General features: G+C 43.0%; 6 protein-coding genes. All 6 read left to right on the top strand.

Translation table 11 applies throughout. The annotated features are described in order from the left end of the window. The first annotated feature begins 333 nt into the window (after positions 1-333). Positions 334-876 (top strand): YceD family protein, encoded by a 543-nt coding sequence (locus SORDD16_RS05685; RefSeq protein ID WP_061452693.1) that lies wholly within the window; start codon positions 334-336, stop codon positions 874-876. Continuing rightward, positions 877-1,506 (top strand): endonuclease III, encoded by a 630-nt coding sequence (gene nth, locus SORDD16_RS05680; protein ID WP_061452692.1) that lies wholly within the window; start codon positions 877-879, stop codon positions 1,504-1,506. It abuts the gene before it with no gap. A 206-nt stretch (positions 1,507-1,712) separates the two neighbouring features. Continuing rightward, positions 1,713-2,234 carry a bifunctional pyr operon transcriptional regulator/uracil phosphoribosyltransferase PyrR gene (gene pyrR, locus SORDD16_RS05675; protein ID WP_061452691.1) on the top strand — a complete coding sequence of 174 codons (522 nt, stop codon included), beginning with the start codon at positions 1,713-1,715 and terminating at the stop codon, positions 2,232-2,234. Between the two features lie 19 nt (positions 2,235-2,253). Continuing rightward, complete coding sequence (locus SORDD16_RS05670; protein ID WP_061452690.1) at positions 2,254-3,177, top strand: aspartate carbamoyltransferase catalytic subunit; 924 nt, start codon at positions 2,254-2,256, stop codon at positions 3,175-3,177. 49 nt (positions 3,178-3,226) lie between these two features. Next, complete coding sequence (locus SORDD16_RS05665) at positions 3,227-4,309, top strand: carbamoyl phosphate synthase small subunit (RefSeq protein WP_061452689.1); 1,083 nt, start codon at positions 3,227-3,229, stop codon at positions 4,307-4,309. 429 nt (positions 4,310-4,738) lie between these two features. After that, a partial coding sequence (gene carB, locus SORDD16_RS05660; protein WP_061452688.1) for a carbamoyl-phosphate synthase large subunit occupies positions 4,739-6,822 on the top strand: 2,084 nt, incomplete at its 3' end.

Below are 6,822 nucleotides of genomic sequence, written 5' to 3'. Positions count from 1 at the left end.
AGATACTGTTGTCCAGCTTTTTTGCTTTTTTTAGTTTCTTAAGAGTGGTGTTCAGCAGCTCTTGCAGTCGAAGATCATCGGCTGTGCCTTGTTTACAGCTTTGGTAGCTTTTATTTAACTCGGAAAGGAGTTGGTAAGCTTCGGTGATGAGTTCTTTATCTTCCATATGAGCATCCTCCTTGCTCTGATGTATTCTTGCCTATAGTATAGCACTTATAGGGAAAATTGTCATAGTAAATATGTTAAAAATGAGATTTTAATCTTAAAGTTTGGGAGGCTGACTTATAGCCTTTTCATGGTATAATCAAGTGAGTACATCTTTATGGAGGAAATATGAAGTTAAATATTCAAGAAATTCGTAAGCAACCTGAAGGCCTGCATTTTGAACAAGCTTTAGACCTGGCAGCAGACTTGCGTAAACGAAATCAAGAGATTTTAGATGTCAAATATATCTTAGCAGTGGGAAAGGTGCAGTACGAAGACCGTCTGTATTTCTTAGACTATCAGTTGTCATATACCATTGTTCTTGCTTCCAGCCGCAGTATGGAGCCAGTTGAGTTAGCTGAGTCTTATCCAGTCACAGAAGTTTTCATGGAAGGAGTGACCAATCAACTGGACCAGGAAGTTCTAGATGATGATTTGGTCTTGCCTATCGAAAATGGGGAAATCGACCTTGCTGAGAGCGTAGCAGATAATATCTTGCTCAATATCCCAATCAAGGTCTTGACGGCAGAAGAAGAGGCGGGTCAAGGTTTTGTGTCTGGAAATGACTGGCAAATCATGACTGAAGATGAATACCAAGCCCAACAAGCAGTCAAGAAAGAAGAAAACAGTCCTTTTGCTGGCTTGCAAGGACTGTTTGATGGAGACGAGTAGATGGTTTTATCCAAGAAACGTGCCCGTCATGTCATAGAGGAAATTATTGCTCTTTTTCCAGATGCGAAGCCTAGTCTTGATTTTACCAATCACTTTGAACTCTTGGTTGCAGTGATGCTGTCAGCCCAGACGACAGATGCAGCGGTAAATAAGGCCACGCCAGGTCTCTTTGCTGCTTTTCCAACGCCACAAGCCATGTCTGTCGCGACTGAAAGTGAAATTGCTTCACACATTTCTCGTCTGGGACTGTATCGAAATAAGGCTAAATTTCTTAAAAAATGTGCCCAACAGTTACTAGACGATTTTGACGGTCAAGTGCCTCAGACTCGAGAGGAATTAGAAAGTCTAGCGGGTGTTGGACGCAAAACAGCAAATGTCGTCATGAGCGTGGGCTTTGGAATTCCTGCTTTTGCAGTGGACACCCATGTGGAGCGTATCTGCAAGCATCACGATATCGTTAAAAAATCAGCTACGCCACTTGAGGTAGAAAAACGTATCATGGACGTTCTGCCACCAGAAGAATGGTTAGCAGCCCACCAGGCCATGATTTACTTTGGACGAGCTATCTGTCATCCCAAAAATCCAGAATGCGATCACTATCCCCAATTATATGATTTTAGTTCGTTATAAGATGAAAATTTTATGTTTTTTCTTGCATTGATCCTTTCTTTGTGATATAGTAATAACAATAAAATATTCCTTTAAACCTGTCCTGTGAGGCAGGCAAGGAGCTGGATTAATAGATAGTCGAAGTCTATACTGTATACAGTAAGGCTCGCTTGGCTATACATTTCAAGTCTCCTTGTTAAGGAGACTTTTCTTTTTGGAGGTTTGTCATGAAGACAAAAGAAGTTGTAGACGAATTGACCGTCAAACGAGCGATTACTCGGATTACCTACGAGATTATCGAACGCAACAAAGATTTGAATAGAATCGTTCTGGCTGGGATAAAAACGCGAGGTGTCTTTATCGCTCGCCGTATCCAAGAACGATTGGAACAGCTAGAAAATATCTCTGTTCCAGTGGTAGAACTAGATACTAAACCTTTCCGTGACGATGTAAAAAGTGGAGAAGATACTTCTCTAATATCTGTTGATGTGACAGATCGGGAAGTCATCTTGGTGGACGATGTACTCTACACTGGTCGGACTATCCGAGCTGCCATTGATAATATTGTTAGCCACGGTCGCCCTGCTCGTGTGAGTTTGGCGGTCTTGGTTGATCGTGGCCACAGAGAACTTCCAATCCGTCCGGACTATGTTGGGAAAAATATTCCGACCAGTCGTTCTGAAGAAATCATCGTAGAGATGACAGAACTAGATGGACAAGATAGAGTACTGATCACAGACCAAGCCTAAACACTAGAAGGAGTAAAAAATGTCAGAAAATCAACAAGTTTTGCAACACGTTGTTTCTATGGAAGATCTTACTGTAGAACAAGTAATGAAATTGATTAAACGAGGAATTGAATTTAAAAACGGAGCGAGTGCTTCTTATGAGGAGCAGCATATCGTTTCCAACCTTTTCTTTGAAAGTTCAACTCGTACCCACAAATCCTTTGAGGTAGCAGAACTGAAACTTGGACTTGATCTTTTGGATTTCGATGTGAAGACCAGTTCAGTGAATAAGGGTGAAACACTCTATGACACGATCTTGACACTTTCTGCACTAGGAGTGGATGCCTGTGTCATTCGTCACCCAGAGGTGGACTACTACAGAGAATTGATTGCTAGCCCGACCATCACAACTTCGATTATCAATGGTGGGGACGGTTCAGGGCAACACCCTAGTCAAAGTTTGCTTGATTTGATGACAATTTATGAAGAATTTGGACATTTTGAAGGCCTCAAGGTGGCTATCGCTGGCGACCTCAATCACTCACGGGTTGCCAAGTCCAATATGCAAATCCTTAAACGCTTGGGAGCGGAGCTTTACTTCGCAGGTCCTGAGGAATGGAGAAGTGAGGAGTTTGAGCATTACGGTCGCTTTGTATCAATTGATGAGGTGATTGATCAAGTAGATGTTATGATGTTTCTTCGTGTGCAGCATGAACGTCATGAAATTGTGACAGGATTTTCAAAAGAAAACTACCATATCCAGCATGGTTTGACACAAGAACGCTATGACCGCTTGAAAGAAAAAGCAATCCTTATGCACCCAGCTCCAGTCAATCGTGATGTGGAAATCGCTGATCACTTGGTAGAAGCACCGAAATCACGTATTGTTCAGCAAATGACCAACGGTGTCTTTGTCAGAATGGCGATTTTAGAATCCGTGCTGGCCTACAGAAAAGCAAAATAAGGCACAAAGCGTTAAAAGATGTCTGAGAGCATCAACGAGAGGTGAGTAGATGAAAAAACGACTTCTAGTATTAGAAGATGGTACAGTATTTGAAGGCAAGGCCTTCGGAGCAGATATTGATGTAACAGGGGAAATCGTCTTTAACACAGGGATGACCGGCTACCAAGAATCCGTAACAGACCAGTCTTACAATGGACAAATCTTAACCTTTACCTACCCTTTAGTCGGAAATTATGGAATTAACCGTGACGACTACGAATCCATCAATCCTACCTGTAAGGGAGTAGTGGTTTTTGAAGAAGCTAGAAGAGCGAGTAATTGGCGCAATCAAATGACCTTGGACGAATTCTTGAAATCTAAGAAAATACCAGGCATATCAGGAATTGACACACGGGCTTTGACAAAGATCATCCGTAAGCATGGCACCATGCGTGCAACATTGACACATATTGGAGACAGTATGGATCATATCATAGACCAGCTCCAAGCGACAGTTCTACCGACAGATAATATCAAGCAAGTCTCTACTAAGACAGCTTATCCTGCACCTGGAGTTGGATTGAGTGTCGTACTGGTAGACTTTGGACTTAAACATTCTATTTTACGCGAACTTTCTAAACGTAACTGTAACGTGACCGTAGTTCCATACACAACCACAGCAGAAGAAATTCTCCATCTCCATCCTGATGGGGTCATGTTGTCAAATGGTCCAGGTAACCCAGAAGATGTTCCCCAGGCACTGGACATGATTCGTGGTGTGCAAGGGAAAATTCCAATCTTTGGCATCTGTATGGGACATCAACTTTTTGCTATGGCAAATGGAGCCAAGACCTACAAGATGAAGTTTGGTCACCGTGGATTTAATCATGCGGTACGTGAGATTGCAACAGGACGTGTAGACTTTACTAGTCAAAACCATGGTTATGCGGTTAGCCGTGAGGATTTGCCAGCGCACTTGATCATTACGCACGAAGAAATAAATGATAAGTCGGTTGAAGGAATTCGCCACAGATACCAGCCAGGTTTTTCTGTGCAATTCCACCCAGATGCAGCTCCAGGACCGCACGATGCCAGCTATCTCTTTGATGAATTTATGGAAATGATGGAGTCGTTTAAATCTGCTAATCGCTGATATAATAAACTCTGTCAGAGACTTGTCGAATAAAAAGGCAAGTCCCTTTCTTTTAGTTGAGCAATGAGATGCTGAAAATTTTTACACTCGATTTATTATTGAAAAATCATCGGAGAATTTATTTAATGTCGCTCTGTGAGGCGACGAATAGAAAGGCAGGTCGTTTCTTTTAGTCGCTATTAGGCGAACTAAAAACTCCCTGCACTAGATTTTTTATCGAAAAATACCGTTTCTCTAAAAAATCGTCGGAGAATTTATTTAATGGCAACCTGAGAGTTGCCGAATAGAAAGGAGATGGGTGGTCCGTATTTGCTAAACTGAATACGGGCTACGGACGGTGCTAAAAAGATAGTTATTCCTAGAACTGAGAGTTCTTCGTCATAACTCCTATTTTAGCTTTGTCCGCTTGACGCCCTTAATATCTTATAAATGCCTAAACGTACTGATATTCAAAAAATTATGGTGATTGGTTCTGGTCCGATTATTATTGGTCAGGCTGCTGAGTTTGACTACGCGGGGACCCAGGCTTGTTTGTCGTTGAAAGAGGAAGGTTATGAGGTTGTCTTGGTGAATTCAAACCCTGCAACCATCATGACGGATAAGGAGATTGCGGACAAGGTCTACATCGAACCGATTACGCTTGAGTTTGTGACGCGTATTCTCCGTAAGGAGCGTCCAGATGCCTTGCTTCCAACTCTTGGAGGTCAGACAGGGCTCAATATGGCTATGGAATTGTCTAAAAATGGTATCCTAGATGAGCTTGGTGTGGAACTTCTCGGTACTAAATTATCTGCCATCGACCAAGCTGAGGACCGTGACCTCTTTAAACAATTGATGGAGGAATTGAACCAACCAATTCCAGAATCTGAAATTGTCAACACAGTGGAAGAAGCAGTAGCCTTTGCAGCTTCTATTGGTTATCCTGTTATCGTTCGGCCGGCCTTTACCCTTGGTGGTACAGGAGGCGGAATGTGTGCCAACGAAGAAGAGTTACGTGAAATAGCTGAAAATGGATTGAAGTTGTCTCCAGTGACTCAATGTTTGATTGAGCGCTCCATTGCAGGTTTCAAGGAAATCGAATACGAAGTCATGCGAGACTCAGCTGACAATGCTTTGGTTGTTTGTAATATGGAGAATTTTGATCCAGTTGGGATTCACACTGGGGATTCCATTGTATTTGCCCCTGCGCAAACTATGTCAGACTATGAAAACCAAATGCTACGTGACGCGAGCTTGAGCATTATTCGCGCTCTCAAAATCGAGGGGGGATGTAACGTTCAGTTGGCTCTTGATCCACATAGTTTTAAGTACTATGTCATCGAAGTAAATCCTCGTGTATCTCGTTCATCAGCTCTTGCTTCTAAGGCGACGGGTTATCCGATTGCCAAATTGGCTGCCAAGATTGCCGTTGGTTTGACTCTGGATGAGGTTATTAACCCCGTTACGGGCTCAACTTATGCCATGTTTGAACCAGCCCTTGACTATGTGGTTGCTAAGATTCCACGCTTCCCATTTGATAAGTTTGAAAAAGGAGAACGTCGTCTGGGTACCCAAATGAAGGCAACAGGCGAAGTCATGGCCATTGGTCGTAACATCGAGGAATCTCTTCTAAAAGCCTGTCGTTCCCTTGAAATCGGAGTTCATCACAATGAAATGCCGGAGCTTGCATCTGTTTCGGATGATGCCTTGATTGAAAAGGTTGTCAAGGCCCAAGATGACCGTCTCTTCTACGTATCAGAAGCTATTCGCCGTGGTTACACACCAGAAGAAATTGCTGAATTGACCAAGATTGATATCTTCTATCTTGATAAACTCTTGCATATCTTTGAAATCGAGCAAGAATTGGGCGCCCATCCACAAGATCTAGAAGTTTTGAAAACAGCTAAGCTAAATGGCTTCTCAGATCGTAAGATTGCTGAACTTTGGAAAACAACGGGTGAGCAAGTTCGTGAGTTCCGTTTGGAAAACAAGATCGCCCCAGTTTACAAGATGGTGGACACTTGTGCAGCTGAGTTTGAGTCAGAAACTCCATATTTCTACTCCACCTATGGCTGGGAAAATGAGTCTATCAAGTCTGATAAGGAATCCGTCCTAGTCCTAGGTTCAGGTCCAATCCGTATCGGTCAGGGGGTTGAGTTTGACTACGCAACTGTCCACTCCGTGAAGGCAATTCAAGCAGCTGGCTATGAAGCCATTATCATGAACTCAAACCCTGAGACGGTTTCAACAGACTTCTCAGTGTCTGACAAGCTCTATTTTGAACCCCTGACCTTTGAAGATGTCATGAATGTCATTGATCTTGAGCAACCAAAAGGCGTTATCGTTCAGTTCGGTGGTCAAACAGCTATCAACCTTGCAGAGCCCTTGGCAAAAGCAGGAGTGACCATTCTTGGAACTCAAGTCGAGGATCTGGACCGTGCGGAAGACCGTGACCTCTTTGAGCAAGCCCTTAAAGACTTGGATATTCCACAGCCACCAGGACAAACGGCTATAAATGAAGAAGAAGCGGTGCT

Source organism: Streptococcus oralis (assembly GCF_001578945.1).
GTDB lineage: Bacteria > Bacillota > Bacilli > Lactobacillales > Streptococcaceae > Streptococcus > Streptococcus oralis_Q.
Note: the sequence above shows the minus strand (reverse complement) of the source record. Positions and strands in the feature narration are given on the sequence as shown.